This window comes from Hydrogenophaga sp. FG152 (genome assembly GCF_057809615.1).
The window spans coordinates 70,127-92,868 of the sequence record NZ_JBMDKH010000010.1 but is presented as its reverse complement, the minus strand read 5'-3'; the positions used below and the strand labels follow the sequence as shown (position 1 = coordinate 92,868).

General features: G+C 69.2%; 21 protein-coding genes. 2 read left to right on the top strand and 19 right to left on the bottom strand.

Annotation, left to right across the window (positions count from 1 at the left end; all coding sequences use genetic code 11):
- Positions 1–7 precede the first annotated feature (7 nt).
- On the bottom strand, positions 8–160 hold the full coding sequence (locus tag ACODTB_RS13740) for a hypothetical protein (RefSeq protein ID WP_291111600.1): 153 nt from the start codon (positions 158–160) through the stop codon (positions 8–10).
- Between ACODTB_RS13740 and mltA the strand changes: the two genes are divergently transcribed.
- Positions 93–1,364 (top strand): murein transglycosylase A, encoded by a 1,272-nt coding sequence (mltA, locus tag ACODTB_RS13735; RefSeq protein ID WP_291111602.1) that lies wholly within the window; start codon positions 93–95, stop codon positions 1,362–1,364. The genes ACODTB_RS13740 and mltA overlap by 68 nt on opposite strands.
- Here mltA and ACODTB_RS13730 read toward each other — a convergent pair.
- The 18 genes from ACODTB_RS13730 to wbaP are packed head-to-tail and all read right to left on the bottom strand — an operon-like array spanning position 1,304 to position 21,881.
- Complete coding sequence (locus ACODTB_RS13730) at positions 1,304–1,771, bottom strand: J domain-containing protein (protein ID WP_291111604.1); 468 nt, start codon at positions 1,769–1,771, stop codon at positions 1,304–1,306. The genes mltA and ACODTB_RS13730 overlap by 61 nt on opposite strands.
- Before the next feature lie 14 nt (positions 1,772–1,785).
- Positions 1,786–4,179, bottom strand: coding sequence for a GumC family protein (locus tag ACODTB_RS13725; RefSeq protein ID WP_291111606.1), 2,394 nt, complete (start codon positions 4,177–4,179; stop codon positions 1,786–1,788).
- A 13-nt stretch (positions 4,180–4,192) separates the two neighbouring features.
- Complete coding sequence (locus ACODTB_RS13720; RefSeq protein WP_291111608.1) at positions 4,193–4,930, bottom strand: polysaccharide biosynthesis/export family protein; 738 nt, start codon at positions 4,928–4,930, stop codon at positions 4,193–4,195.
- Positions 4,927–6,210 (bottom strand): glycosyltransferase WbuB, encoded by a 1,284-nt coding sequence (locus tag ACODTB_RS13715; RefSeq protein WP_291111610.1) that lies wholly within the window; start codon positions 6,208–6,210, stop codon positions 4,927–4,929. Before ACODTB_RS13715 ends, ACODTB_RS13720 begins: the two co-directional genes overlap by 4 nt.
- Positions 6,207–7,106: a LamG domain-containing protein gene (locus ACODTB_RS13710; RefSeq protein WP_291111611.1), complete on the bottom strand. Its 900-nt coding sequence runs from the start codon at positions 7,104–7,106 to the stop codon at positions 6,207–6,209. Before ACODTB_RS13710 ends, ACODTB_RS13715 begins: the two co-directional genes overlap by 4 nt.
- Before the next feature lie 31 nt (positions 7,107–7,137).
- Positions 7,138–8,121 (bottom strand): glycosyltransferase family 2 protein, encoded by a 984-nt coding sequence (locus ACODTB_RS13705; RefSeq protein ID WP_291111612.1) that lies wholly within the window; start codon positions 8,119–8,121, stop codon positions 7,138–7,140.
- A 13-nt stretch (positions 8,122–8,134) separates the two neighbouring features.
- Positions 8,135–9,091, bottom strand: a complete 957-nt coding sequence (locus tag ACODTB_RS13700; protein ID WP_291111614.1) for a nitroreductase family protein — start codon at positions 9,089–9,091, stop codon at positions 8,135–8,137.
- A complete protein-coding gene (locus ACODTB_RS13695; RefSeq protein ID WP_291111616.1) occupies positions 9,084–9,656 on the bottom strand; it encodes an LbetaH domain-containing protein in 573 nt (190 codons plus the stop codon). The genes ACODTB_RS13700 and ACODTB_RS13695 overlap by 8 nt, the downstream gene beginning before the upstream one ends.
- Positions 9,653–10,801: a polysaccharide pyruvyl transferase family protein gene (locus tag ACODTB_RS13690; RefSeq protein WP_291111618.1), complete on the bottom strand. Its 1,149-nt coding sequence runs from the start codon at positions 10,799–10,801 to the stop codon at positions 9,653–9,655. Before ACODTB_RS13690 ends, ACODTB_RS13695 begins: the two co-directional genes overlap by 4 nt.
- Positions 10,798–11,913 carry a glycosyltransferase family 4 protein gene (locus ACODTB_RS13685; RefSeq protein WP_291111620.1) on the bottom strand — a complete coding sequence of 372 codons (1,116 nt, stop codon included), beginning with the start codon at positions 11,911–11,913 and terminating at the stop codon, positions 10,798–10,800. The genes ACODTB_RS13690 and ACODTB_RS13685 overlap by 4 nt, the downstream gene beginning before the upstream one ends.
- Positions 11,914–11,931: 18 nt before the next feature.
- Positions 11,932–12,918: an acyltransferase family protein gene (locus ACODTB_RS13680; RefSeq protein ID WP_291111622.1), complete on the bottom strand. Its 987-nt coding sequence runs from the start codon at positions 12,916–12,918 to the stop codon at positions 11,932–11,934.
- Between the two features lies 1 nt (position 12,919).
- Positions 12,920–14,245, bottom strand: coding sequence for an O-antigen ligase family protein (locus tag ACODTB_RS13675; RefSeq protein WP_291111624.1), 1,326 nt, complete (start codon positions 14,243–14,245; stop codon positions 12,920–12,922).
- Complete coding sequence (locus tag ACODTB_RS13670; protein ID WP_291111626.1) at positions 14,233–15,192, bottom strand: aldo/keto reductase; 960 nt, start codon at positions 15,190–15,192, stop codon at positions 14,233–14,235. Before ACODTB_RS13670 ends, ACODTB_RS13675 begins: the two co-directional genes overlap by 13 nt.
- Positions 15,189–16,784 carry a GMC oxidoreductase gene (locus ACODTB_RS13665; protein ID WP_291111628.1) on the bottom strand — a complete coding sequence of 532 codons (1,596 nt, stop codon included), beginning with the start codon at positions 16,782–16,784 and terminating at the stop codon, positions 15,189–15,191. Before ACODTB_RS13665 ends, ACODTB_RS13670 begins: the two co-directional genes overlap by 4 nt.
- Positions 16,781–18,124 (bottom strand): lipopolysaccharide biosynthesis protein, encoded by a 1,344-nt coding sequence (locus tag ACODTB_RS13660; protein WP_291111630.1) that lies wholly within the window; start codon positions 18,122–18,124, stop codon positions 16,781–16,783. Before ACODTB_RS13660 ends, ACODTB_RS13665 begins: the two co-directional genes overlap by 4 nt.
- Before the next feature lie 19 nt (positions 18,125–18,143).
- Positions 18,144–19,295 (bottom strand): GDP-mannose 4,6-dehydratase, encoded by a 1,152-nt coding sequence (gene gmd / locus ACODTB_RS13655; protein ID WP_488929401.1) that lies wholly within the window; start codon positions 19,293–19,295, stop codon positions 18,144–18,146.
- Positions 19,296–19,314: 19 nt separating this feature from the next.
- Positions 19,315–20,295, bottom strand: a complete 981-nt coding sequence (fcl, locus tag ACODTB_RS13650; protein WP_488929400.1) for a GDP-L-fucose synthase — start codon at positions 20,293–20,295, stop codon at positions 19,315–19,317.
- Positions 20,295–21,881, bottom strand: a complete 1,587-nt coding sequence (wbaP, locus tag ACODTB_RS13645; RefSeq protein WP_291121750.1) for an undecaprenyl-phosphate galactose phosphotransferase WbaP — start codon at positions 21,879–21,881, stop codon at positions 20,295–20,297. The genes fcl and wbaP overlap by 1 nt, the downstream gene beginning before the upstream one ends.
- A gap of 348 nt (positions 21,882–22,229) precedes the next feature.
- On the opposite strand from wbaP, the gene ACODTB_RS13640 reads away from it, so the two are divergent.
- Positions 22,230–22,658, top strand: coding sequence for a helix-turn-helix domain-containing protein (locus ACODTB_RS13640; RefSeq protein ID WP_488929399.1), 429 nt, complete (start codon positions 22,230–22,232; stop codon positions 22,656–22,658).
- Positions 22,659–22,742: the final 84 nt, after the last annotated feature.

Genomic DNA, 22,742 nt, shown 5'->3' with positions numbered 1-22,742 from the left:
GTTCGCCTCAGTCGCGCCGCGATGGCGGGGCTTCGTCCTTCTCGCGTGGCGCCACTTCCTCGGGCAACTCGCCTTTCTTGCGACCCGAAAACATGGTCCACCACACGATGAACACCAGCAACACCAGCGCGCCAAGCGCTTCAAGCAACAACAAGGTCATGGGAAGGAATGGCGTTTCTGCGGTGGGGGGTGGAAGAACGGGCAGCGGCCTCAGGGCGCTGCGCTGGATCGGGAGCGCCCTGATTGTAGGAAGCCTGGCGTCCTGCGCGATCGACCCCCGCACCTATCCCCCCATGCCGCCTCCGGTCACCGGGGTGCCCCCGGTGGTGGTGGCGCCCGACGACACGGTGCTGCCCGCCCCGATGCAGCGCGGCAAGAGCCGCTGGGTGCCGGTGCGCTGGAGCGAGCTGCCCGGCTGGGGGCAGGACAGCCTGCACGAGGTGTGGAACGCCTGGGTGCGTGGCTGCGAGCGGCCGGTGGCGGGCCATGCGGGCCTGTGCGCCGAAGTGCGCCAGCTCTCCATCGCCACCGCCGCCGAGCAGCAGGCCTGGGTGATGCGCCGCTTCCTGCCCTACCGCGTCACCGAGGTCGATGGCAGCCTGCCGGCCGGCCTGCTCACCGGTTACTACGAGCCCATCATGGCCGCCAGCCGCGTGCCCACCGCCACCTACCGCGTGCCGCTCTATGGCCCGCCGCCGGGGTTGCGGCCCGGCCAGCCCTGGCACAGCCGCCAGGAGATCGACACGCTGCCCGCCGCGCAGGCCGCGCTGCAGGGCCGCGCCGTGGCCTGGCTGGCCGATCCCATCGACGCCTTGATCCTGCAGATCCAGGGCTCGGGCCGGCTGAACATCGCCGAGGCCGACGGGCGCACGCGCCAGGTGCGGGTGGCCTTCGCGGCGCACAACGGCCATCCGTACCAGAGCGTGGGCCGCTGGCTGCTCGACCAGCGCGCGATCAACGAGGCCTCGTGGTCGGCCATCAAGGCCTGGGCCCTGCAGAACCCGCAGCGCCTCAACGAGATGCTGTGGAGCAACCCGCGCACCGTGTTCTTCCGCGAAGAGGCGCTGTCGGAGCTGGACGCGCGCTTCGGCCCGCGCGGTGCGCAGAACGTGCCGCTCACGCCCGGGCGCTCGATCGCGGTCGATCCGCAGAGCATTCCCTATGGCACGCCGGTGTGGCTGGCCACGCAGGGCCCGACGATGAACGCGCAGCGCCTGGTGATGGCGCAGGACACGGGCGGCGCCATCGTGGGCGCGGTGCGGGCCGACCTGTTCACGGGCTGGGGCGGCTGGAGCGACGAGGCCTACCTCACGGCCGCCGCGCTCAAGCAGCCGCTGCAGCTGTGGGCCTTGTGGCCGCGCTGACGCCCTGACAGCAGGTCGTTGGCCAGGTTGATTCGCGTGGCCGCGCCAGCGGGCCAGCGTTCGCCCGTGGCTTCGAAGTCCGGGTGGGTCAGGCGGATCATCAGCCGGTAGTGCTCGCGCAGTTGCGCCGGCTCGAAGTCCGGCGTCAGGCCCAGCAGGGTGTAGGGGTCCGAGCCCGGGCGCAGCATCACTGTGCGCACGAAGAAGCGCGCCGCGCGGCGCAGTTCGGGGTTGTGGGCGGCGGCCGCCGGCAGGCCCTGCACCGGGCGCCCGGCGGCCAGGCGCATCACGCTGTCGATGTGCGCGAACAGCGGGTGTGGCTCGCGCCGCGCCACGGGGTAGCGGCCGGGCGCGCGTTCGAAAGCCAGCAGGGCCGGCAGCAGGCGTCTTCCGTCAGGCAGGTTCATGGGCCCGGCGGCGCTCATGCCGATGCGGCAGACGGGTCCAGCGTGGGCTCGATGCGGGTGCCTGGCGGCAACGCGACGGGGGGCGGGCTGCGCACGGGCGCCGGGCGCGGCGCGGGTGGCGCACCGTGGCCGTAGTAGGCCGCGTAGGCATGGTCGTTGTTGTGCTCGTTGCGCGCGTGTGTCAGGACCACGCCCATGGGGGTCAGGCCGGCCGAGCGCAGGCGGCGAAGCCCGTCCTTCATGCTGTCCTTCCTGGTACCGCCGGCTTTCACCGTCAGCACGATGTTCGGGATCTGGTTGCCCAGCACGATCGCGTCGGCCAGGCCCAGCAGCGGCGGCCCGTCGACCACGATCTGCGTGTAGCCCAGGGCCTGCGCCTGCTCCAGCAAGGCGCCCAGGCGCGGGCCCATCAGCAGTTCCACCGGGTCGGGCGGCGTGGGGCCGGCCGTGATCACGCCCAGGTTCGCCACCGTGGTGTCCCGGATCGAGCCCTCGATCGCGCGGTCGGACTCCAGCAGGGTGGACAGGCCGCGATCGTTGGACAGCTTGAGCATCTTGTGCAGGCCGCCCTTGCGCATGTCGGCGTCGATGAGCAGCACCCTCTGGCCCAGCTGGGCGAAGTTGATGGCCAGCGCGAGCGCGGTGGTGCTCTTGCCTTCGCCGGTGCCACAGCTCGTCACCATGAAGCGCTGGGGTGGGCCATCGGCCGAGCCGAACTGCAGCACGGTGCGCAGCGAGCGGTAGGACTCGGCGAAGGTGCTGCGCGGCTCGCGGTGCGCCAGCAGGGCCACCGGTTCGCGGCGCACCCCGGCGCTGCGGGTGAACGGGATCAGGCCGAGCAGGGGCAGGCGGTACTGGCCCTCGATGTCGTTGACGCTCTTGACCGAGTCGTCCATCTGTTCGCGCAGCAGGGCGACCAGCACGCCCAGGAACAGGCCGAGCAACACGCCCAGCCCGATGTTGATCTTTAGGTTGGGCGACGCCGGGAACAGGGGCGCCGAGGCCTGATCGACGATGCTCACGTTGTTGGTGGTGATGCCCGCGGTCACGCTCACTTCGCGCAGGCGCTGCAGCAGGCTGTCGTACACCTGCCGGTTGGTGTCCAGCTCGCGGCTCAGCAGGTTCATGTCCACGCTGCGATCCTGCACGTTGAGCACCTCGCTGCGGCTGGCGGCCACCTTGTTCTTGAGTTGCTCTTCGGCTTTCACGGCGGCCATGTACTGGCCCTGGATGCTGGACAGGATGTTGTTCACCTCGGTCTTGATGCGACCGTCCAGCTCGGCGATCTGGGCCCGTGCCTGCACCATGGCCGGGTAGTCCGGCTTGAACACGCTGCGGTTCTTGGCGTAGTCGGCCTCCAGCCGGGCACGCTGTTCCTTGTAGGCGCGGATCGCCTCGTTGACCACCGCCTGCGGCGCGCTCTCGGGGTTGAGCCGGACCTGGTTGTACAGCGTCTCGGCCTTGATGCGTTCCTGCTGCGCCTGGGTCAGCGCGGTCGAGAAGTCCACGAAGGTCTGGGTGGTGGCGCTGCCCTTTTCGCCCAGGTTCAGGATCTGGTTCTTCTTGGCGTACTCGTTGATGACGCGCTCGCTTTCTTCCAGCTTGGCCTTGCTCTGGCGGATCTGTTGCTCCAGGAACTGGCGCGCGTAGACCGACGATTCGAGCCGGCGCTCGATGTGCATGGCGATGAAGGCCTTGGCCATGGTGTTGGCGATGGCGGCCGCCAGCTCAGGGTCGGCGTTGCGCACGCTGACCTGCACCAGGCGCGAGTTGCGCACGGGCTCGACGGTGACGGCCTGCTGGAACTGCGCCACCGTGGCCCCTCGGCTGAGCGACTCGGGGGCGGACGGTGCCGGGGCGATCAAGGCGTGCAACTGGCTCCACGCCTGGCGCCCCACGGCGGCGGCCTGGTCCATCAGCCCGCTGCCAACCGCCGAGGCGGCCTCGGTGGCGGCTGGTGCGGGCGCGGTGCTCATGCCACCGGGCTTGTACAGACCCATTTCATCGATCACGCGCTCGGCCAGGCTGCGGCTCTTGAGCAGCTCGACCTGGGTGCGCAACTGCAGCTGATCGGACAGCGGACCTTCTTCCACCTCCACCTCGGTGTTGAAGCCGACCACCTTCTGCGCGGCGCGGTCGATCTGCAGCATGGCCGAACTCTGGTACTGCGGCTCGATGCTCAGCGTGTACACGCTGGCCGCCAGGGTGGCCAAGAGGGCGATGCCCAGGATGGTCCCTTTGCGCCGCACCAGCGCGCGGTAGACGGTGCGCAGGTCGAGGCGGTCCTCGGTCAGCGCGATGGTTTCGCCCCGGGAACGCGCGCGCTCGGACGGGCCCGCCTCCCGGTACAGGCTGGGCGCGTCCCTGGGGTCGGGCACGTAAGGCAGGTGGTGCTGGTCGGTGGTCATGGCGGTTCTCCCGTCACTTGAATGGATTGAGCGTGCTGAGGATGTCGCTGAAGAGCGAGTCCCTCAGCGCGGTGCGCCGGGCGTTGCGCTGGACCACGATCACGTCGTCCGACCGGATGTTCGGGTCCTTCTCCTGGCCGGCGCGCACCTTGTCGAGGTCGTAGGTGAACTGCTCGCGCGCACCGCCCGTTCCCTGGCGGTAGACGACGATCTGGTTGATGTCGGCATAGGGCGCGAAACCGCCCGACAAGGCCAGGGCGCGCAGCAGCGTGAGCTGACCCGTCACCGGGTAGATGCCGGGGCGGATCACCGCGCCTTCGATGGCGACGCGCTGCGTGGTGAACTCCTTGATGAAGAGCGAGACCTGCGGGTCCTGCAGGTACTTTTCCTTGTACTTGTCGGCGATGCGGTCGGCCGCTTCTTTCGCGGTGAGGCCCGCTACCGGCACCTGGCCAATGAGCGGCAGCGAGATCTCGCCCGAGGCGTTCACGCGCACGTCGCGTTTCATGTCGGGGACGCCGAACACGTCGAACTCCATCAGGTCGTTGGCGGTGATCTTGTAGTCGGCGCTCGCGGTGGTCGGCGCAGCCAGCGGCGCGCCCATGGCCTCGGCACTGGAGGCGCTGCGCACCGCCACGGGTTGGGCCAGGGTGCTGGTCGGCGCTTCGGGGGTTTGCGCGTGCAGGGGCAGGGCGGTGGCGAGAGCCAGCAGGCCCATCAGGCCGATGCATTGGGTGGGGATGGTTTTCATCGTGTCACTCCTTGCTGTTGTGGCGCCGGTGAATCGCGCAGCACGTTCGCGCCCGGCACCAGGGCATGCAGCTGCGTTTCGAAGCGGTGCAGGATCGCGTCCTGGCTCAATTCGGCTTCGGCGTAACGACGGCCCTGGGCGCCCAGCGCGGCGCGGCGCGCCGGGTCGGCGGCCAGCGCGCGCAGGGCCTCGGCCATGGCGGTGGGGTTCTCGGGCGGCACGACCACGCCGCAAGCTGCGTCGTGTTCGACCACGCGGCACAGCTCGGTGTCCGCCCGCGCGGTGGCCAGCACGGCGCGCCCGCTGGCCAGCATGCCGGTGAGCTTGGAGGGCATCACCAGGTCGGCCGCGTCGGCGCGCTGCGGCAGCAAATGCACGTCGGCGAGGCCAAGCCAGTCGCTCAGCCGCTCCAGCGGTTGCAAGTCCAGAAAGCGCACGTTGGGCAGGCCTGCGCAGCGGGCCTGCAGATCGGCCTTGCCGGAGCCGTTGCCGCCGATCACGAGCTGGATGCGGGTGTCGTCCTGCACCAGGCGGGCCACGTCGGCGAGGATCTCAAGGCCTTGCTTGTTGCCCATGTTGCCGGCGTACAGCGCCACCACGGCATCGGGCGCGAGCCCGAGTTCGGTGCGGTAGGGGCTGGGGGCGACCAGCGGCGCGATGCCACCGATGTCGACCCAGTTGGGGAAGTGGACGACGCGCCGGGCCTCCACGCCCTTGCCGCGCGCGCGCTCGACCATGCGGCCCGAGATGGTGGAGACGCGATCGAAGCGGCGCATCAGCCAGCGCTCGGCGCGCTCCACCCAGCGGCGCAGCATGGCGCCCTGGATGAGGCCGAGGTCGAACGCGGCGTCCACCTCGTAGTCCTGGATGTGCAGCCAGCTCCGGGCGCCGCGCAGCGCGGCGAAGGCGACAGCGGCGGGCGCGCACATCAGCGGTGGCTCCACCACCCACACCACGTCGGGTTTCCAGCGCCATTGCGCGATCAGCACCGGCAGGCTGCTGATCGCAAAGCTGCCCAGGTGCAGCAGGCGTTTGAGGCCGCCCGGCTGTCGGGGCACCCACAGGGGCGTGCGCATCACCCGAACGCCCTGCCACGACTCGGTGCGGTAGCGGCGGGCGCTGTGGCCCTCGCCCACCTGCCAGGCGGGGTAGTAGGGCGGCGCGGTGATCACGCGCACCTCGTGCCCCGCAGCGGCCAGCCACCGCGCCATCTCGCCGGTGTACTTGCCGATGCCGGTGAGCTCGGGCGCGAAGTTGATGCCGTAGACCAGGATCTTCATGGCTTGCCCCTGGCCGGGATCCTGGCGTTGGCCCTGGCGGCCGGCGCGGCCTCGCTCGAGAACGCGCGCACGCCCATGAACGTCGTCTGGTAGTCGTTGACGTTCTTGCGGCTTTGCGATGACACGATCAGGTAGAAGTTCTGCCGGCGCGCGATCTCGGGCACATAGGGCGCGCCGGCTTCGAGCACCTGCTGGCCGTTGACCCACCAGCGCACAGTGAGCGTGGCGGGGTCGTACGACACGCCGAACACGTTCGGGCGCGTGCGGTCCAGCGGCGCTTTCGAGGTCGGATTGGGGTTCTGGATCTTCTTGTAGTTGGGCCAGATGCCGGTCCACGAGATGGCGGTGTGGTGGCCGCCCGGGCCGAAGCCGCCTTCGTCGATGTCGAGCTCGAACCAGCGCTCGAAGCTCTTGGGATCGCCTTCGTACACGTCTTCCATGCGCAGGTTGTGCTCGATCGGCATGAGCCAGATGGCAGGGAAGTTGTCCGGGTGGGTGTTGGAGAGCACGGTCTGGGCTTCGATGTAGAACGGCCGGTTGCCGGCGAGCAGGGGGAAGCCGCCTGGCGTCGAATCGGTCTTCACGGTGGTGAGCAGGCCGCCGCGCTTGATCACCACACCGTCTTGTGCCGTGTCGTACATGCTGGGGCTCTTCGCGCCGATGGCGTAGAAGCCGGCGTAGTACTTCTTCCCATTGGCGCGGCCGGTGAAGTCGACGTCCTCGACGCGCGGGCAGTCGCGAAAGAGCGGCTGCGTGGCGCCCACCTGCTGGGCGCCGGGCGGCACCGACGCGTCCTGGCAGATCAGCGCGTCTTCGCCCTGCGCCCATGCGTGTGCCGACACGAACAGGCTGGCCAGCAGCCAGGCGCGCGACGGGGTGAAGGGGGGGGGGCGCATGGGGTTCCTTTCGTTCTTCGGATGGCGCGCGTCAGGGCCGGGTGGCCAGAGCGCGCGGCGTGACATCCGGGTGGGGTGCTTCGGGCGAGGGGGGCGGCGGCTGCGCCACCAGGCGGTGGCCGGTGAGCCGGCTCAGCTCCGCGCAGATGAGGGCCTTGTCTTGCAGGTGGGCCACGGCGCGCTCGAGCTCCATCACCTTGGCGCCCACCAGGAAGCGGTACCAGTAGCCTTGCAAAAAGTGGTAGACCAGGCCGCTGCGGCCATCCAGAAAACCCAGCTGCACGATGTAGCGGTACAGGAAATACAGCGTGGCGCTGACGGTGAAGGGAGTGCGGTTGTAGAGGCGCTCCTTCACCCAGCGTTTGAGGGCGGCCTGGGACGAGGCGCTGTGCGCGTTGAGCGCCTCGTCCCGCGCGAACAGGCCGAGCCGCTGGTTCAGCACCTCGATGGCTTCGCGCGTGGCGTACTTGTTGTGCTTGTCGGTGAAGTAGCCCAGGTCGTGCAGGTTGTGGTCGGCAAAGCCGCCCTCGAAGGTGACCGTGCGCCCGCCCTGGACCACCACGTGCTCGTCCATCCAGCGGTCTTCCACGCGGCCTTGTCCGCGCCGCCACAGGCGCAGCATGACGAGGGGGTAACGCCCGCCGTGGCGCACCCAGCGGTCCATGAAGATGTGCTTGCGCTTGAAGTGGATGCCCACCACATCGGCCGGCAGCCCGGGCAGCTCGGTAGCGATGCGCCGGGCCAGGTCGTGCTCGATGATCTCGTCGGCGTCCAGGCGCAGCACCCATTCGCCGCGGATGTCGAGCGTGTCGAGCGCCCACTGGAACTGCCGGGCCTGGTTGATGAAGGCGTGGGTGTGGACTTCGGCGCCGAGTTCGCGCGCGATGTCGCGCGTGTCGTCGGTGGAGTCCGAGTCGACCACGCAGATCTGATCGACGAACGGCTGGATGGAGCGGATCGCGCGCTCGATGTGGATCGCTTCGTTGTAGGTCAGGATGATGGCGGTGATGCGCATGGCGCTCTGCTCCTCATGCGTGCAGCGTGGCGATCTCGGCGGCCGGTCTTCTCGGTGAGAAGGCCACGCGGGTCTGGGGTGCGATGGGCTCGCCGAAGGCGATCATCATGATCAGCCGCTCGCCGGCGGGGATGCCCCCGACACGCCGGATCGCGGACTCGGTCTTGTGGTCGATGGCAAGGTTGAGCGGGCAGGCGCCCCAGCCCATCGAGCGGCAGGCGAACATCAGGCACATGGCGAACAGCGCGCCATCGACGTAGGCCTGGTTGCGCTGGCCGGGGCCGCCCCAGGCGCAGATGTCGGAACTCACCACAAACAGGTTGCCCACCGTGGGCGCAAAGCCCCGCGATCCGCCCTGCAGGGCCAGCAGCTCCTGGATGCGCGCGCGGTCCTGATAGACGTGCACGCGCGAGGCTTGGCGGTTGCACTGCGAGGGCGCCTGCTGGGCCTGGGCGATGGCCTCGACGATGCGATCGCCGGGCAGCGGCGTGGGCCGCATGGCGCGGATGCTCGAACGGCTGGCCAGCAGGTGCGGCAGGTCTTCGGGCATCTGTTCCTGGAACGAGACCTCGCGCGTGCCGCCTTTCCAGGGCCGCGGGACCCTGGACTCCCAGGCCTTGAGGAAGGCCGCGATCTCGTCGAGCAGGGGGTCGCTCAGGCCGGCCTTGGCGTGGAAGCTGGCATAGGCCTCCAGCGCACCCAGGGACATGTGGGCCGGCACCGTCGAGTAGCCGATGTCGTAGCGCGACAGCGCGTTCATGACGAAGCGGATCTTGTCCTTGCCGAACAGCGGTTTGGGGTCGGGCAGCGACAGGCCCTTCTCGATCGTGTGGGCCTCGATGAGGATCTTGTAGAACGCGCGCTTGGAGGGGTCCACGAACGGGGAGTACGAGTTGAAGCGCAGGAACAGCACGGCGTCGCGCATCGCCTCGCTGAAGATCCCGGCCACCTTGGCGAGCTTGCTAAACATGGTGACGCTCCTTCACCACGCGGTCCCTGATCTTGCGGCAGGGGTGGCCGGCGCAGACCGACCAGGCGGGCATCTCCTTGATGACCACCGAGCGCGCACCGATGACGGCGCCTTCCCGGATCACCACGTTCGGGTGCACGAAACTCTCGGCCGCGATCCACACGTGGTCCTCGATCGTGATGGGGCCGGTGATCAGCGGGCGGGACAGGGAGCGGATGTCGTGCGAGCCCGCGCACAGGAAGCTGCGCTGGCTGACCGCGACCTTGGAGCCGAGGGTGATGCGGTCCATGCTGTAGCAGTCCACGCCATCGCCGAGGGCCGTGTAATCGCCCATGCTCAGGTTCCACGGCGCCCAGATGCGGCACGAGGGCGCGATGCGGCAACCGGTGCCCACCCGGGCCCCGAACGAGCGCAGCAGGAAGCGCCGCCAGCCATGCAGGGCCCAGCGGGGCGTGGGGCGGAACGCCAGCAGCCACACCAGCTCCCAGGCCCAGCGCCGCAGCTTGTCCGTGGAGGTGAACCGGTTGCGGTACCTCAGCGCACCGAAGTCGCTCATGGGGTTCATGGGGTCACCGCCTTCAGTTGCCCGCTCAGGAACTCGTTGCCGGCCCGGCGCAGGTCCGCGAGCCGCTGGTCCACGGCGGCCCAGTCGATCGGCGTGGCCATCAGGGCTTCGGTCCGCTGCGCCGAGAACGACGCCGCAAAACGGCTTTCCAGCCCCACGGCCCGCAGCAGGTGGATCGCGCGGGCATTGGCCACGGCCTTGTCGCCGGTCAGCCCGGCCACGATGAAGGGCTTCTTGAACAGCAGCGAGAACACGGTGCCGTGGAAGGAGTTGGTCACGACGAAGCGCGCGTTCTTGATGAGCGCCACCCACTCGGCCGGATCGGGGTAGACCGTCTGGCCGATCTCGACCCAGCGCCGGTGCGGGTTGTGCGGCGAGAGGATGGGGCAGCCCAGCTGGCGGGCCACGAGCTCGGCGGTCTGGCGGATGTTGTCGGGCGAGCGCAGTCCGTAGCAGAAGAGGTAGGGGTCCTGTGGCTCGGGCGGCGTCCGCTCGGTCAGTTCGGCGTAGTTGCCCAGCAGCAAGGTCGGGTCGGGCACGTTGGCGGGTCGGTGCCCCGTGGCCCGCTCGACCAGTGCGACACCAGATGCTTCTCGCACCGAAATGGCATCGAAGTGGTGCAGCAGGGGCGGCAGTTGCGCGGCTTCGGCCGCCGACACCTGGTCCCTGCCGAAGCTGGCGGCGTAAGAGATCTTTCTGGCGGGGAACGACTGGGCGAAGGCCAGGAAGTAGTTGGGATCGAAACCGAAATGCTGGGACGGGCTCCAGATCTGGTCGCTGCCGGCGACGATCAGGTCGCAGGCCTGTGCCGCCGCCAGAGAGGCCTCGTTTTCGGACGGGGTGGCCTTGGGGTGCACGCCCAGAAACTGTTCCCGGAAGCGGACGAACTTGTCCTTCTGGTCCCGGTGGCCGAAGTGCTGGTGCAGGAACGAGGACACCGCCAGGTACACCACCTTCAGGTTGGCCTTGATCCTGGCGGGCGAGGTGGGCAGAGTGAGCCGGCCACCCTGCTCGATGTGGGCGGGCCGGTAGTCGATGAAACTGGCGTGGTGACCTTGCTCCGTCAGCCAGCGGCGCAAGGCATAGGCCTGCAGCGCGGCACCGTAGTTGTCGCTGAAGTGGAAAGTGAGGATGCCGATGTTCATCGCTGGGCCACCTCGGGTTTCCAGGGCGCGGTGACCGGCCCGGGCGCCAGCAGCCGGAAGACGTTCTGCTGGAAGCGGGCCGCCACCGCGGGCCCGCCCAGGCGGTGGGACTCGGTGGCCGCCAGTGCGGCGCGGTCCCACTGGAACGTCTCGCAGAAGCGTTGCAGGCTTTCGCGCAGCGCGGGCGCGCTGCCGGCCTCGAACACATCCCCGTTTCGGCCGCTTTCGATCAGGTCGCTGGCGCCGCAGCGGTTGCTGCAGATCACGGGGGTGCCCACCATCAGGGCCTCGTTGACCACCGCGCCCCAGCCGTCGAACCGGCTGGGCAGCACGAGTGCGTCGGCATCGGCCATGGCCGCCACGGTGTCTGCGTTGGGCATGCCCGGTGAGAAGCGCACCCGGTCGGCGATGCCGAGGCGGTCGGCCAGCTGCGCAAGCCGGTCCGCCTCGGGCCCTTGGCCGATGAGGCGCAGGCGGGCCGACGGCACGCCGAGCTCGCTGAAGGCCTGCAGCAGCAGGTCGACCCGCTTGCGCACGATCAGCTGGCCCACGTACAGGATCTCGAGGTGATCGCGCGGGGCAGGGTCGTGCCGCACCGGCGTGCGGTCCACCACATGCACGAAGGGCACGATGCGCTCCCGGGGGTAGCCGCAGGCGGAGAAGAAGCGCGCGCCACCGTAGCGGCCCGAGTGGCCGATGCAGAACACACCGCTGAGGTGGCGCCGGTAGCGCAGCGCGTCCCAGGTGTAGGCCAGCCAGCGGGGCAGCAGGCGCGCGCCCGGCTCATAGCGGTTTTCCGTCATCAGGAAGCGGTGCACCGGCGCGCCCAGGCTGGCCTGGAAGGCGGCCAGCGGCAGCGCGAAACCGCGCAGGCCGAAGAACACCTGCACCGAGCCGGGCAAGGAAGCGAGCTCGGCGATCTGGGCCGGCGTGGGCGCCCGGTGCACCTGGACCTGGCCGGTGTCGGGCACCGGGTAGCCCCGGTCGCGGTAGTAGGCGGGCAGGTCCTGCGTCACGCACCAGTGCACGGTGTTGCCGGGCAGCTCGGCCAGGGCGCGGATGTACGCGGCCTGGTGGAACATGAGGTAGGAGTGCCAGAAGACGTAGGTCATGTCGGTGGTCCGGGGTGATCAGACGGGCACGGGCGGCAGCAGGCGCGAGACGCCGTGGGCCATGCGGTTGGAGAGCCATTGCGTGAGAACGGAGAACACCACCAGCGGCACCACGGCCAGCGGCAGCAGCACGGCGTGGCCGTAGGGGTAGTTCTGCGCTTCCAGCCAGTGAATCCACGCGGTCTGCGTGAGGTAGATCTCCAGCGTGAGCCCGGCCAGCAGCGCGATCGCCGGGAAGAACGGCATGGCGCGCAGGGGCCGCACCACCGTTTCGGCCGCCAGCACCTGGTAGCTGAAGAAGATGATGGGATAGAGCAGGACGTGGAAGACGAATTGCAGCTCGCCCAGGTCGAAGCGGAACACGGTGAGCTTGGCGACCAGGAACGCCAGCAGCGACAGCGCCAGGCCGGCGATGGCCGCCAGGCTCACCTCAGGCCTGAGCTGCAGGCGCGCGACCAGGCAGCCCATCAGGGTGATGCCGAAGTAGTTGATCCACTTGAAGTAGTCGTCGCCTTCGACGACGAAGCGGCTCAGATCGAGCTGGCTGTAGAAGATGGCGTAAGGGATCAGCAGCAGGCCCATGGCAATGGCGATGCCGCGCGGTTGCAGGCGGGCCAGGTAGAAGATCGGCACGTAGAACGCCATGACCGCCGAGATGAACCAGAACGGCGTGGGCCAGATGAAGGTCTTCACCAGGTCGGCCGGGGTGGTGATGCCGATCATGCCGACCGCGAGCATCACGCAGGCCACCAGCAGGGCCGCCGGATACAGCCGCAGCACGCGTTTGCGCAGGTACGCCAGCAGCGAGGGCTCGGCGCCGCCCGACCCGACGGCGTTCAGGCTCATGGTCAGCCCGAAGCCGGAGAGAAAGAAGAACAGCGCGTTGCCGATGGCACCGCCGGTGGCGATGCGCGGGTCCGGCACGAAGTTGTCCAGGTGGGACAGGGTGATCAGGCACGTGGCCATGAACAGCATCAGCGTGGTGTCGGTTGGTCTGCGTGTCATTTCAGGCTCCCATCGTGGGTTCCTGACGCGGAGTCAGGTGAGAGAAGGTCTCGCGACCGGGCGCCAGCGGGCCACGGGCGCGCTGGCGGAACTCGGGTTGGCGCAGGGTCTGCGTGGCCTGGCGGGCGATGGCGATGGGGTGCAGGTTGAGCTGCAGCACCAGCACGAAGATCCACAGCGAATACGGATTGCCCACGCCGATCAGGTAGCGGTTGAAGATGGACTGGGCGAGGATGAAGACCACCATCAGCCCGGCCAGGAACAGCTGGTAGCGGGCATGGCCCGGGCGCAGGCCGTGGGTCAGGGCGCGGCAGGCCGTGACCACGAAGGTGAGCAGGATGAGCGGGCCAAACACGAGGCCATGTTCCAGTGCCAGGTTGATGTAGGAACTCTCCACCGGGAAGCCGATCAGTTCGGGCAGCGCCGAGCGGATGCCGGTGCCGGTGAGCATGCGCAGGGCGTCGGAGAAGATGAGCTCGATGCCCGCGCGCCAGATGTCGGTGCGCCCCGTCGCGCCGGATTCCACGCCCCGCGTCGGCGACTCCAGGTCGAGGATGAGGGTGAGGTAGGTCTTGATGTCGGCCCACTTGAAGACCACGAACGCCAGCGCGGCGATCACCGCCAGCACCAGGCTCATGCGCGAACGGGCCGAGCCGCGCAAGGCGATCAGGATCACGCCGGTGGCACCGGCGACGGCCAGGGCGAACATGCCCGCGCGCGCGGAAGCGGCCAGCAGCACGCACAGGCACAGACCCACCATGCCCAGCGCGAAGGCCTTCTGCAGGCTGCGCGGTGCCGCCAGGAAACGCTGGAAGAACAGCAGTGCACCACCGCCGTACACGAGGCCGCTCAGGTTGGGGTGCATGCCCAGGGGCTGGTAGCGCACCAGCCCGAGGCCGTACTCCACACTGCCCGTGAGAGACGCCAGGAGATCCTGGTGTTCGAGCAACGCCACCGACGCCACCAGCGCCACATAGGCCCAGCGGAACACGACGATGAGCTCACCCGCCGTGCGGTGCCGAACCAGCATCGACATGCCCACCAGCACCAGCAGCAGCATGGCGCCATAGAGCGAGGAGAGCACGTTGCCGGTGAACCAGGCCACCAGCATGGCGAACAGGAAGGCGGTGCCGAAGACCCATTCCACGAGGCTGATGCGAACGCGCAGGGTGTCGCCCGAGAGCACGGAGAAGAAGGCGGCCATCAGCAGCAGGCTGATAGCGCCCATCTGCGCGGCCTGCAGCGCCGGGCCTTCGTAGTACCAGCCCGTGAGGTAGATCGACGCGCCCAGGAGCCATCGCGAGAGCTGCGTGTTCAGGGCGCGCATGGGACACCCGCAGGAGCGAAGGCCGCGTGGAGGTTCTGCATCGCAGGCCGCCAGTCGGGCGAGGCCGTGATGTGCTGCAGCTGCTCGACCGTGGCGACCAGGCGGCGCGGCTCGTTGGTCGACAGGAGCAGGCGGGTGTCGAAGCGGGCCAGCGCATAGGCCAGTGCCAGCGAGCCGCTCGCGCTGACGGGCTCCGTGCCACGGGGCAACAGGCTGGCCAGCTGCTCGGTGAGGCGGCGGTCGAGCACCATCGCCTGCTGCACCGCGGGCGCGGTGAAGCGCAAGGTGCCGTGCAGCACATCGGAGGGGTCGACCGTGGTCCACGTGGCGTCGGGTGGCGGGCAGCGGTACTGCAGCACCGAGCCGAAGCGCACCAGTTGGTACAGGGGGTCGCCGGTGGAGCTGCCGTAGGCGCCCAGGCGCCCGGTGTCGACGTAGCGCTCGAACAGCGCCTGCAGCGGAGCCAGCTCGTGGTGGCTGCGGGCTTCGTGCAGCAGCAGCAGGTCCACGCGGTCGCGCTGCAGTTGCTGCAGGCTGGTCTCGAACGATCGGGCGACGAAGCCGGTGTCGAAGTTGCTCGGCGCCGCGCGCCGCGCCATGCCCTTGAGCACGGCCTGGCGCACACCCGGCACCCAGCTCGCCAGCGGCTTGACCACCGCACGCGCCTTCTGCAGCAGCCCCGGCGATCCCGGGCGCGCCAGGCCGACCTTGGTGGCGACCCGCACGTTCTCCTGCCGACCCTTGAGCGCATCGCCCAGCACGGACTCGGACGAACCCAGCCCATACGGCGGCGCGGTGTCGAAATAGCGGATGCCCAGATCCAGGGCGGCGTGGATCAGGCGCAGCGAGGTGGCCTTGTCGCGACCGCCCTTGAGGCGGCCGCAGCCAAAGCCGAGCCGGTCCGTGAGCAGATCGGGCGTGCGCATATCGAGGGTGGCGGTGTTCATGTCGAGGCCTCCTGTCGCAACTGCTCGGCCAACCGGGCGGTGAACGCCATCGCGGTGAACGTCGGGTTGGCATAGCTGGAGGTGCGGAACACCGCGGCCCCCGCCACGTAAAGGTTGCGGGTGCCGAACACGCGCAGGTCGCGGTCCACCACGCCGTCGCGCGCGTGGTGGCCCATGCGGGCGCCGCCGCACTGGTGGTAGGTGTCGGTGGCCTGGTCCAGCGCGCGCGTGTCCTCGTTGGCGAGCAGCGCATCGATCTCCACCCGCGCCAAGCCGGCCGCCTGCAGGCTGTCGCCGATGCGGCGCATGAAGCCGGCCATGGCGCGCAATTCAGGCTGGCCGCCAATGCGCCAGTCCAGCTTGGCCAGCGGCATGCCGAAGCGGTCCTTGCGTTGCGGGTCGAGGGTGATGCGGCTGTCGTGGCGCGGCAGCTGCTCGGCGTGCATGACCAGCCAGACGCCGCGGTCGGCCGGGTTGTGGATGCGGTGGTGCCGCAGGTACTGCACGACCATCGGCAACCAGGCGCTGCCCATGCCGCGCAGGTGGCGCAGCAGCTCGCCCAGGCCCTGGCGCGGCAGCGCGCCGCGCCGCAGCGACCTGGCCATCACCTTCAGGTGCTGCAGGTGCTCGCCGATGCTGGACTCGAACGCGAAATAGCCGGTGACCTGCAGCGCCGGGTCGGCAGCAAGGGCGCCTGCGCCGGCGCTGGCCAGCCGCAGCTTGGGCTGGTACTTGTGGCCGCCGAGCACGATGTTCTGGAAGGTGCGCAGGAAGCGCGGCTTGTCCAGCGGGTGCACGCGCCCGCCGCGCATTTCCAGGTGGTCCTGGAAGCCCGCGCCCACCCAGGGGTTGCCGACCCAGGGGGCCTGGGGCTGCTCGGCCGCGCAGGCCAGCAGCAGGCGGGCGATCTCGATTGTGCCGTTGGCCAGCACGACGCGCTGGCCGGCGATGGCGGTGAGGCTGCCGTCGGGCCGCGCCACGCGGACCGTGCTGACGCGCTCGCCATCGGGCGACAGGTCCAGGCCCGTGGCGTGGGCGTGCAGCAGCACCGTGAGGTTCGGCGCGTTCTGCAGGCGCTCGCGGAAGTGGCGCGCCATGGCAGGCTCCTTGAGCCAGCGCGTGAGGAACAGCGTGAACCCGGGAATGTCGGGGTAGCCGCCGCCGAAGAGCTTGCGCGCCTGGGGCGTGTGCTCGTCGAGCGCGTCAGCCAGCCGCAGTTCCTTGGCCACGGCCTCGTACCAGGGCAGCAGCTCGTCGTAGGTGATGGGCCAGGGCGCGTCCGACACGCCCGCGCGGGCCTCGAAATCCGAGGGCACGAAGCCGGTGAGCTGGCCGCCCCAGAGGTTGGAGGTGCCGCCCAGCGCGCGCCCGCGCGCCACGGCAATGCCGCTGTGGGCCCGGCCGACGACGGTGGCGTCGTTGAGCGCCTGCGCCGGCGTCTCGAAACTGCCGCCGCCACTCTCCAGCACCGTCACGCGCTGGCCCTGGCGTTCCAGCAGCACCGCGAGCAACAGGGCCACGGTGCCGCCGCCGACGATGACGACGTCTTGCGCGGTCTCCGGTGGCGGGGCGTGGTTCAGATCGATGATCATGCGGCGACCCCTGTGGCCGGCGGGTCCTGAAGCCGGTGCTGACGGTGCAGGCGGCGCACGGCGCGCGTGGCGGTGAGCCAGACCATGGCCTCACCCAGCACCATGGCGGCCACCACGCCCGTCATGCCGGCGCTGCGCCAGATCAGCCAGGCCACCACCAGCGAGACCACAGCGGCCACCAGGCTCTGCGCGGCCAGGCCGGCATGGCGGTTGATGGACATGAGCACGACGCGCGGGACCTGGGTGGCCGAGCACACGGCGGCGTAGAGCAGGAACAGCGCCATGCTGGTGGCGGTGAAGGGAATCTGGCCGTGCGTCCAGACCTCGAGCAGCCAGGGCGCGACCAGGTACACCAGCAGCGCGCCCGCGGCGGCGATGAGCAGGCCCAGGTGCTTGGCCCGGCGGTAGAGCTTCCAGAAGGCGCGGTCGTCCTGCTGGCCTTTGAGGGCGGTGAGCTCGGGCCAGAGCGGGTTGCTCAGCGCGTTGGTGACCTGCACCACGACCCGGGCGACGGTGCGGTAGGTGTTGAAGACGGCGGTGGCGGCGGGGCCGAGCGTGGCCGCCACCAGCAGGGTGAAGCCTTGCAGGCTGAGCGCGTTGGTCATCGAGATCGAGAAGAACAGCGCGCCCGGTGCGGCGGTCTGACGCACGTCGGCCCAGCTGGCGCGCGCCACGCCCCAGCGCAGGAAATCGGTGCGCCGCTGGCTCAGGCCGATGCTCAGCACCGTGTAGGCCAGCCGGGCCAGCAGGGCCGAGCTGGCCACGCCGATGAAGGTCTGCGTGAGCACCAGGCCGGCCAGGCCACCGGCCCATTCGACCAGGCGCCCGGTGGTGACGAGGTAGGTGCCCGCCGCGTAGCCGCCGGTGGCCTTGTAGACCACCTCGGCCAGGCTGCAGAACAGGCTGAGCACCACGCTGAGGGAGAGCAGCATGAGCACGGCCTTCCACTGCGGCGCCTGCAAGGTGGTGTCGGGCAACAGCAGCAGCGCGCTGCCCACCGCGAGCAAGGCCAGCAGCGAGACGCTCAGCAGAAAGGCCACGGCGCTCTGGAACACCCCGGCCGCGCGCGCCTTCTGGCCCTGCGTGATGAGACCGATCATCCGGTTGCACGACGCGGTGGAGATGCCGGCGTCGGCCATCGACAGGTAGAAGGGCAGTGCCGTCAGGGCCAGCCAGTAGCCGTAGGTGGCCATGTCCCATTGGTGGAGGAAGACCGGCAAGGCCACCAGTTGCGTGCCGATGCTGACCGCCTGCGCATACCCGTAGGCGCCCGCGCCCGAGGCCATGCGGCGGGCGATGGAGGCGCGGCGGGTGGGGGCGGTGCGCAAGGGGGCGGACATGGGGATCGGCACCGGGTGGTCAGTGTTCGCTGGAGACGGCCACGGCGTAGCCGTGGTGCTTGAGCAGGGCGTGGCGCTGGGCGTCGGCCAGGTCGCAGACCACCATCTCCGTCACCATGTCCTGCAGCGCGATCCGGGGCACCCAGCCCAGGCTGTTCTTGGCCTTGGCCGGGTCGCCCAGCAGGGTTTCCACTTCGGTCGGGCGGAAGTAGCGCGGGTCCACCTTCACGATCACCTGGCCCGGCCGCAGCGCCGGGGCCTTGTCGCCTTCGACGGCCTGCACGATGGCCTGTTCGTTCACGCCCTGGCCTTCGAAACGCAGCGTGATGCCCAGCTCGCGCGCGCTCATCTCGATGAACTGGCGCACGCTGTACTGCACGCCGGTGGCGATGACGAAGTCTTCCGGTTCCGTCTGCTGCAGCATCATCCATTGCATGCGCACGTAGTCCTTGGCGTGGCCCCAGTCGCGCAGCGAATCCAGGTTGCCCATGTAGAGGCAGGGCTCCAGCCCCTGGGCGATGTTGGCCAGGCCGCGCGTGATCTTGCGGGTGACGAAGGTCTCGCCGCGGCGCGGGGATTCGTGGTTGAACAGGATGCCGTTGCAGGCGTACATGCCGTAGGCCTCGCGGTAGTTCACCACGATCCAGTAGGCGTAGAGCTTGGCCACGGCGTAGGGGCTGCGCGGGTAGAAGGGTGTGCTTTCCTTCTGCGGGATTTCCTGCACCAGACCGTAGAGCTCGGAGGTGCTGGCCTGGTAGAAGCGGGTCTTCTTCTCCAGGCCGAGGATGCGGATCGCTTCGAGCAGGCGCAGCGTGCCCAGGCCGTCCACGTCGGAGGTGTATTCGGGGCTTTCGAAGCTCACCGCCACATGGCTTTGCGCGCCGAGGTTGTAGATCTCGTCGGGCTGGGTCTCCTGCACGATGCGGATGAGGTTGCTGGTGTCGCTCAAGTCGCCGTAGTGCAGGTGGAAGCGCGCGTCGTCGATGTGCGGGTCCTGGTAGATGTGGTCCACGCGCTGGGTGTTGAACTGGCTGCTGCGGCGCTTGATGCCGTGCACGATGTAGCCCTTTTCGAGCAGCAGCTCGGCAAGGTAGGAGCCGTCCTGCCCGGTGACGCCGGTGATGAGCGCGACTTTGGGCTGGGTGTGGGGGATGGGCGGGTTCTTGGTCATGGTGTAGGGCTCGCGAATGTCAGTGGGCGGCGGCGTGCTGCAGGAAGTCCTGGTACGTGAGGGCCAGGCCGGCGGGGAGATCGACCTTGGCCTGCCAGCCCAGGCTGTGCAGGCGGCTGCTGTCCATCAGCTTGCGGGGCGTGCCGTCGGGCTTGCTGGCATCGAAGCGGATGCCGCCCTCGAAGCCGGTGATGCGCGCCACGCTGTGCGCGAGCTCGGCGATGGTCAGGTCCGACCCGGAGCCCACGTTGATGTGGCTGAGCATGGGCTGAGTGTGCTGGTCGTAGTCGGCCTTGGGCAGGTTCATCACGTGAACGCAGGCGGCGGCCATGTCGTCGACGTAAAGGAACTCGCGCATCGGCTTGCCGCTGCCCCAGATGGCGACTTCGGGCGTGCCCGCCATCCGGGCCTGGTGGAAGCGGCGGATCAGCGCGGGGATGACGTGGCTGTTCTCGGGGTGGTAGTTGTCGCCCGGGCCATAGAGGTTGGTGGGCATGACGCTGCGGTAGTCCACGCCGTGGCTGGCGCCGAACTGGCGGTTGTAGCTTTCGCAGAGCTTGATGCCGGCGATCTTGGCCACGGCGTAGGGCTCGTTGGTGGCTTCCAGCGGCGCGGTGAGCAGGGCGTGCTCGCTCATGGGCTGCGGCGCGAGCCTGGGGTAGATGCAGCTCGAGCCGAGGAACAGCAGCTTGCGCACGCCGTTGCAGAAGGCGGCCTCGATCACGTTGGCCGCGATCATGAGGTTCTGGTAGATGAAGTCGGCGGGGAACACGCTGTTGGCGTGGATGCCACCCACCTTGGCCGCGGCGAGGTAGACCTGTTGCGGCTTGGTGCGCGCGAAGAAGGCGCGCACGGCGGCCTGGTCGGTCAGGTTGAGTTCGGCGTGCGTGCGCGTGACAATGTGGCTGGCGGGATGGCCGGCCGCGCGCAGCTGCCGCACGATGGCCGAGCCGACCATGCCGCGGTGACCGGCGACGTAAATGGTGTCAGGGGTGTTCATCAGCAGGCTCCTTCTTGTCTGAGGACCACGCGCACGGTGCGCAGCATGATCACGAGGTCGTACCAGAGCGACCAGTTGCGCACGTACCAGAGGTCCATGTTGATGCGGTGCTGGAACGTGCTGGTGCTGCGGCCGCTGATCTGCCAGAGGCCGGTGATGCCGGGGCGGGCCTTGCCGTAGGCGGCAATGCTCTTGCCGTACTCGCCCAGCTCGCGCGCCAGCAGCGGGCGCGGGCCGACCAGGCTCATGTCGCCGCGCAGCACGTTGATGAGCTGGGGCAGCTCGTCGATGCTGGTGCGGCGGATCAGGCGGCCGATCTTGGTGATGCGCGGGTCGTTGGCGAGCTTGAAGTTGCTGGCCAGGTACTGCACGTAGAGTTTTTGATTCTCGGTCTTCCAGCGCTCCAGGGCGCCGTCGGCGTCCATCACCATGCTGCGGAACTTGATGAAGTCGAACAGCTGGCCGTCCACGCCCACGCGCTTCTGCACGAAGAAGGCGGGGCCCGCGTCGTCGCGCTTGATGCGCCAGGCGACCCAGGCGAACAGCGGCGCGAGCAGCACCAGCAGGGTAGTGGCGCCCACGATGTCGAGCGCGCGCTTGAGCACCTGCGGACCGCGCCGGTTGAGGTTGTTGCGCGCGCGCAGCAGCAGCACGTCGTGGCTGAAGAAATGCGAGACCTCCATGCCGTAGATGGGCAGGCCGCCGAGCGCGGGCACCATGACGAGGTCGTCGCGCGTGAGCATGAGTTCCTGTGCGAGTTCGCGCAGCCAGCCGTTGTCCCGGATGCCGAGCACGCCCACGAGCTGGTAGGGGCTGGGTTGGGCGAGGTACTGGCGAACGCCCGGCGTCAGCGCGGTGGGCGCGGCCACCTGCCCACCGCCGAGCTGGACCAGCCGCGCGCCGGGGGCGGGACACACCACGGCCACCGGCTTGTAGCCCAGCAGCGGCTCGCTGGCCAGGGCGGCGGCGGCTTTTTCCACATCGTCGGGGTGGCCGATGAGCACATAGGGCTGCGTGAGCAGACCCGCGCGCAGCAACCAGTGGCGCACGGCCAGGCGCGACAGCGGCAGGAGGACGAGCACCAGGCCCCAGGTGGCGCCGGTCCACAGGCGCGAGAGCGGCCACTTGGCGAGGTAGATGACCATGGCATCGAGCAAGGCCGCGAGCACGATCACCTGGATCAGCTGGCGGGTCTCGTCCCACCAGGGCTTGCGGCGGTGCGCCGAGTAGTGGCCCTGCACGGTCCACATCCAGCTCACCATGGTCAGCGCGACGGCGGCGAACAGCGTGAGGCGCAGGTGGCCATTGGCGGCCCACCACACGTTCATGGCTTGCGAGAGGCTGATCTCGTCGCGCAGCCACGCGGGCAGGCGGCCCGCCACGAAACACAGCGCGAGCACGCACAGATCGGTGAGCACCAGCCAGGCCTTGACCTTCTGCTGGCGCCGCGCGAGATCGGCCCAGGGGAGCAGGCTGCGAGCGAGGTCGTGTTCGTTGTAGAGCGGGACGACGACGCCTGGGCCGGCTTCGGTGGGCGCGGGCGAGGGTGACGGCCTCTCCCGGGGATGGGTGCGCGCGCGGGCCATGTCAGCGCCCGCTGAAGATGGAATGGGCCGATGGCGGGGCCCCATGCCGGTGCATGGCATGCACTCGGAAAGCGCGCGCGGCGCAAAGGAATAACGGGTGGCTGAAGCACGGCATAGGTGCACTCCCTGGGTTCGTTGACGGTTCGCAGGCATGCAGCGCTGCGTTCGCCTTTTCTTTTTAGGCCACGAGAATGCGCGAGATGTAACGAGCTTTGAGTTAAGACACGGGGCTTGTGTAGGACTGAACCTTGCTTCGATACAAGGCCAAGTCCCGCACGGGGGGTGTGCGCCTTAATTGATGGAACTTATGTTTTTGAACCGACTCCGACAGCGCCTGGAGGTGAAGCGATGCGAGTGGCCGAAGCGATCGAGCTGGATGCGAAAACCGAGCGTGCCTTGCGCACGCTGGCCCAGGGACGGCGGGTCGAGGCCCGCGTGAAGCAGCGCGCCAGCGTCATCCTGCTGGCGGCGCAGGGCTGGCAGAACAAGGACATTGCGGACGAGGTCAAGCTCGACCGGCGGCAGGTGGCCTTGTGGCGGCGGCGCTTCATCGAAGGCGGTCTCGAGGTCCTGTTGCAGGACGCGCCACGTTCGGGGCGCACACCGAGCGTGACGTCGGCGCTCGAGTCGCATATCGTGAGCACGACGCTGCACGAACAACCGGCCGAAGCCGCGCAGTGGAGCACGCGCACGCTGGCCTCGTACCTGGGCCTGGGCGCCACCACCATCCGCCGGGTGTGGCGGCGCAACGGCATCAAACCCTACGCGGCGGAGTGATCAAGTCATAAGTGCAGATCAAAATGGCGCAGTGCAGCAATTGACCTGCTGAATGGCCGTTTGCGCGCGGATGAGGGGTTTACA

Bases quoted from the DNA above. Each gene is read 5' to 3' on its own strand.
- mltA (WP_291111602.1), top strand. From the start codon at position 93: ATGGTCCACCACACGATGAACACCAGCAACACCAGCGCGCCAAGCGCT.
- ACODTB_RS13740 (WP_291111600.1), bottom strand. From the start codon at position 160: ATGACCTTGTTGTTGCTTGAAGCGCTTGGCGCGCTGGTGTTGCTGGTG.
- ACODTB_RS13730 (WP_291111604.1), bottom strand. From the start codon at position 1,771: ATGAACCTGCCTGACGGAAGACGCCTGCTGCCGGCCCTGCTGGCTTTC.
- ACODTB_RS13725 (WP_291111606.1), bottom strand. From the start codon at position 4,179: ATGACCACCGACCAGCACCACCTGCCTTACGTGCCCGACCCCAGGGAC.
- ACODTB_RS13720 (WP_291111608.1), bottom strand. From the start codon at position 4,930: ATGAAAACCATCCCCACCCAATGCATCGGCCTGATGGGCCTGCTGGCT.
- ACODTB_RS13715 (WP_291111610.1), bottom strand. From the start codon at position 6,210: ATGAAGATCCTGGTCTACGGCATCAACTTCGCGCCCGAGCTCACCGGC.
- ACODTB_RS13710 (WP_291111611.1), bottom strand. From the start codon at position 7,106: ATGCGCCCCCCCCCCTTCACCCCGTCGCGCGCCTGGCTGCTGGCCAGC.
- ACODTB_RS13705 (WP_291111612.1), bottom strand. From the start codon at position 8,121: ATGCGCATCACCGCCATCATCCTGACCTACAACGAAGCGATCCACATC.
- ACODTB_RS13700 (WP_291111614.1), bottom strand. From the start codon at position 9,091: ATGTTTAGCAAGCTCGCCAAGGTGGCCGGGATCTTCAGCGAGGCGATG.
- ACODTB_RS13695 (WP_291111616.1), bottom strand. From the start codon at position 9,656: ATGAACCCCATGAGCGACTTCGGTGCGCTGAGGTACCGCAACCGGTTC.
- ACODTB_RS13690 (WP_291111618.1), bottom strand. From the start codon at position 10,801: ATGAACATCGGCATCCTCACTTTCCACTTCAGCGACAACTACGGTGCC.
- ACODTB_RS13685 (WP_291111620.1), bottom strand. From the start codon at position 11,913: ATGACCTACGTCTTCTGGCACTCCTACCTCATGTTCCACCAGGCCGCG.
- ACODTB_RS13680 (WP_291111622.1), bottom strand. From the start codon at position 12,918: ATGACACGCAGACCAACCGACACCACGCTGATGCTGTTCATGGCCACG.
- ACODTB_RS13675 (WP_291111624.1), bottom strand. From the start codon at position 14,245: ATGCGCGCCCTGAACACGCAGCTCTCGCGATGGCTCCTGGGCGCGTCG.
- ACODTB_RS13670 (WP_291111626.1), bottom strand. From the start codon at position 15,192: ATGAACACCGCCACCCTCGATATGCGCACGCCCGATCTGCTCACGGAC.
- ACODTB_RS13665 (WP_291111628.1), bottom strand. From the start codon at position 16,784: ATGATCATCGATCTGAACCACGCCCCGCCACCGGAGACCGCGCAAGAC.
- ACODTB_RS13660 (WP_291111630.1), bottom strand. From the start codon at position 18,124: ATGTCCGCCCCCTTGCGCACCGCCCCCACCCGCCGCGCCTCCATCGCC.
- gmd (WP_488929401.1), bottom strand. From the start codon at position 19,295: ATGACCAAGAACCCGCCCATCCCCCACACCCAGCCCAAAGTCGCGCTC.
- fcl (WP_488929400.1), bottom strand. From the start codon at position 20,295: ATGAACACCCCTGACACCATTTACGTCGCCGGTCACCGCGGCATGGTC.
- wbaP (WP_291121750.1), bottom strand. From the start codon at position 21,881: ATGGCCCGCGCGCGCACCCATCCCCGGGAGAGGCCGTCACCCTCGCCC.
- ACODTB_RS13640 (WP_488929399.1), top strand. From the start codon at position 22,230: ATGCGAGTGGCCGAAGCGATCGAGCTGGATGCGAAAACCGAGCGTGCC.